Source organism: Pedobacter sp. (genome assembly GCF_035317785.1).
GTDB lineage: Bacteria > Bacteroidota > Bacteroidia > Sphingobacteriales > Sphingobacteriaceae > Pedobacter.
On sequence record NZ_DATHGC010000002.1, the window covers coordinates 1 to 2,587 of the forward strand.

Below are 2,587 nucleotides of genomic sequence, written 5' to 3' on the forward strand. Positions count from 1 at the left end.
TCCCTGCCCTGGAAAACAGCTATATGGCCCAGTCTTACGCCATGCGCGGACTGTGCTATTTCTGGATCGCCAGGGTTTGGGGCGACGCGCCTGTAAGAACGGAGCCTTATCTGAGCATTTCAGAACAGGGAGAGCAAGCTAAGGATCCGCAGGCTAAAGTGCTGGAACAGGCGATCAGCGATCTGACACAGGCATATGAACTGACGGCTAAAAATGTCAACGCACCTGTATGGTATCTTGGCGAAGCTGCGATCACGTCTATTCTGGCCGATATATACATGTGGAGGGCTGGCACAATAAAAAATGCGGCAGATTACGAGCTGGCGATAGGTTGGTTTAAAAAGTTATTTGCCGCCAGAGCACCTACCGGAAAAGTTTACAACTCTGCAGGTGTTACAACGATGGGGGCAGGTGGTGCTGCGGCTGATCTGCAGACGGGTCCGACCTGGAATGTGCAGTTTGCAAATCCGGTGAGCAGTGTGGAAACTATTTTTAACATCCACTGGGAAAATTCGGCAAATGGTTGTGCCTGCATGGCCGGGATTTCAAGAACTACCAATGAACCTACCATCAGAATGGCGGATCCGCTTTGGACGACCTGGCCTCAGGTGGCAACTGCTACTTATTTAAATGGCTCGACGGTAACGGTCTCAACTGTTGACCTGCGCGTAAAGCAGACCTACAACATCAGCTCATCTACCAATCAGCCGATCCGTGACCGGAGTTTCTGGAAGTTCTATGCCGGTAATTTTACTGCTGCTACAGCTACTGCACCTTACAATTTTGCCCTGCCAAACGGCTCTTATGCCAGCAATCTGCCTTACAATACAGAAGCCAATGTATATATCCCTTTGTACAGGCTGAGCGGAATGTACTTGCTGTATGCGGAAGCGCTGAATCAAATGGGTGATAAAACCAATGCCGTTAAATACCTGAACCTGATCAAAACAAGGGCAGGCGTGCCAGCGGTAACTGTGGCATCATTTGCAGGCCCTGCAGAGCTGGAAATGGAAATTCTGAAAGAAAGACAGTTTGAGCTGATCGGCGAGGGGGTAAGGTGGTTTGACCTGGTCCGTACGGACAGGGTTCAGGAGGTCATGAATCCTATCCTGATCGAAAGACAGACTGATGCGGGTAATCCGGCAACAGGATGGGGTACTGACAAGAGAAGATACTACTGGCCACTGGCTACCCGTGTGTTGTTCTCCAATGGTTTACTGGTTCAAAGCCAGCCTTATTAAAATGAAAGAAGATTGCTTCGTGTCTCGCAATGACGAGCTGTGTAAGCCTTTGAGTATCCGCAATATCGTCATTGCGAGGTACGAAGCAATCTCATAAACATGATCTAAAATATCAACAAATGAAACCATCATGATCTTTCAAATCATACCATTAATGATTAAGATCATGATAGCTTCATCGCCAAAACAAAATATTAAACAAATGAAAAAGTTAAACACCATATTAGGAAGTCTTTTAGTCGCCGCAGGGCTGAGTTCCTGCAGTATGTTCGGTTTGGACGTACAGAAGGACTATGAGTATAAAAAATCAGCGCTTGATGCGCACATCAATATGTCGGCTCGCCAGTACCTGGAAAGCCGTGGAAAGAATCCTGTAATCGCAGGCGACAGCATCTTTAAATGGATGCAGCTGGGACTGGAATATGCGGGGATCAACCTCGACGAGTATGAAAAACCGGGCCGTACTTTTGTTTTTCTGAGTAACGGTGCCATACGTGTGTTGCCGACCAAAACAGTTGGCGGAGTGGTGGTGCCCAGTAGCATTGTACCCACAGGCGGTATGTGGTTCACTTTCCCGATCACGCAGCGGAATCCTGATGGTTCGCCAAAAGTGACCAATAACGTAGTCGAAACCAAGCCAGCTACCAAATGGGAAGAATACAGTAAAGCTGATGTGCAGAAGTATTTTCTGTACCTGATCGCGATCGGTGATTACGGATTTAACAATGCTCAGACTTTGAATACCAGTCTGCCTAGTTTGCTGGCACCTGGTATGAGTGCGAGTGATTCCTCCAGGCTTGGATTCTTTACCGTCGGCACAGAGCAGGACCTGAATGCCACCGGAAACAGGGTAGTCACTTTCGTAAATGCCAGGGTTGCTGGTACCAACTACGGCTTTGACCCGGAAGGCAAAATCAATTTCAAGATCCTCAACAGTGATTATTCCCCGTTGCAGATCAACGATTTTCATACGGTAACCACAGCCGGCTTAATTGCTACTAATGGCCAGATCCATGTGTATGCGCCGACGGGTACCACGCCGGTGCCTTTGTATCCCTACAGGTATTAAACTAAATGTCATCCGCTTTAGAGTTTATATATGATTTACAACCCCTTTTATAGAATGACATTAAAATCAATCGTACTGGCCTGTATTGCTTTGTTAAGTCTGCAAGGCCAGGCCCAGCAAAAGATCCGCCTGAACAGCAACTGGGAATATGTACGGCAAGATCTGGGCGGGGTTTGGGAGGCGGTAAGACCCGTTGCAGCAGGTGCGCCTGAGAGCGTTCCGCTGTGGACTAAGGTTTCGCTGCCGCATTGCTTCAACGCGTTGGATGCCGTAGATC

General features: G+C 48.2%; 3 protein-coding genes. All 3 read left to right on the top strand.

The window, feature by feature from the left end; all coding sequences use genetic code 11:
• A partial coding sequence (locus VK541_RS00300) for a RagB/SusD family nutrient uptake outer membrane protein (RefSeq protein WP_324365727.1) occupies positions 1-1,241 on the top strand: 1,241 nt, incomplete at its 5' end.
• Between the two features lie 202 nt (positions 1,242-1,443).
• Positions 1,444-2,310 carry a hypothetical protein gene (locus VK541_RS00305; protein ID WP_324365729.1) on the top strand — a complete coding sequence of 289 codons (867 nt, stop codon included), beginning with the start codon at positions 1,444-1,446 and terminating at the stop codon, positions 2,308-2,310.
• A 54-nt stretch (positions 2,311-2,364) separates the two neighbouring features.
• A partial coding sequence (locus VK541_RS00310; protein ID WP_324365731.1) for a hypothetical protein occupies positions 2,365-2,587 on the top strand: 223 nt, incomplete at its 3' end.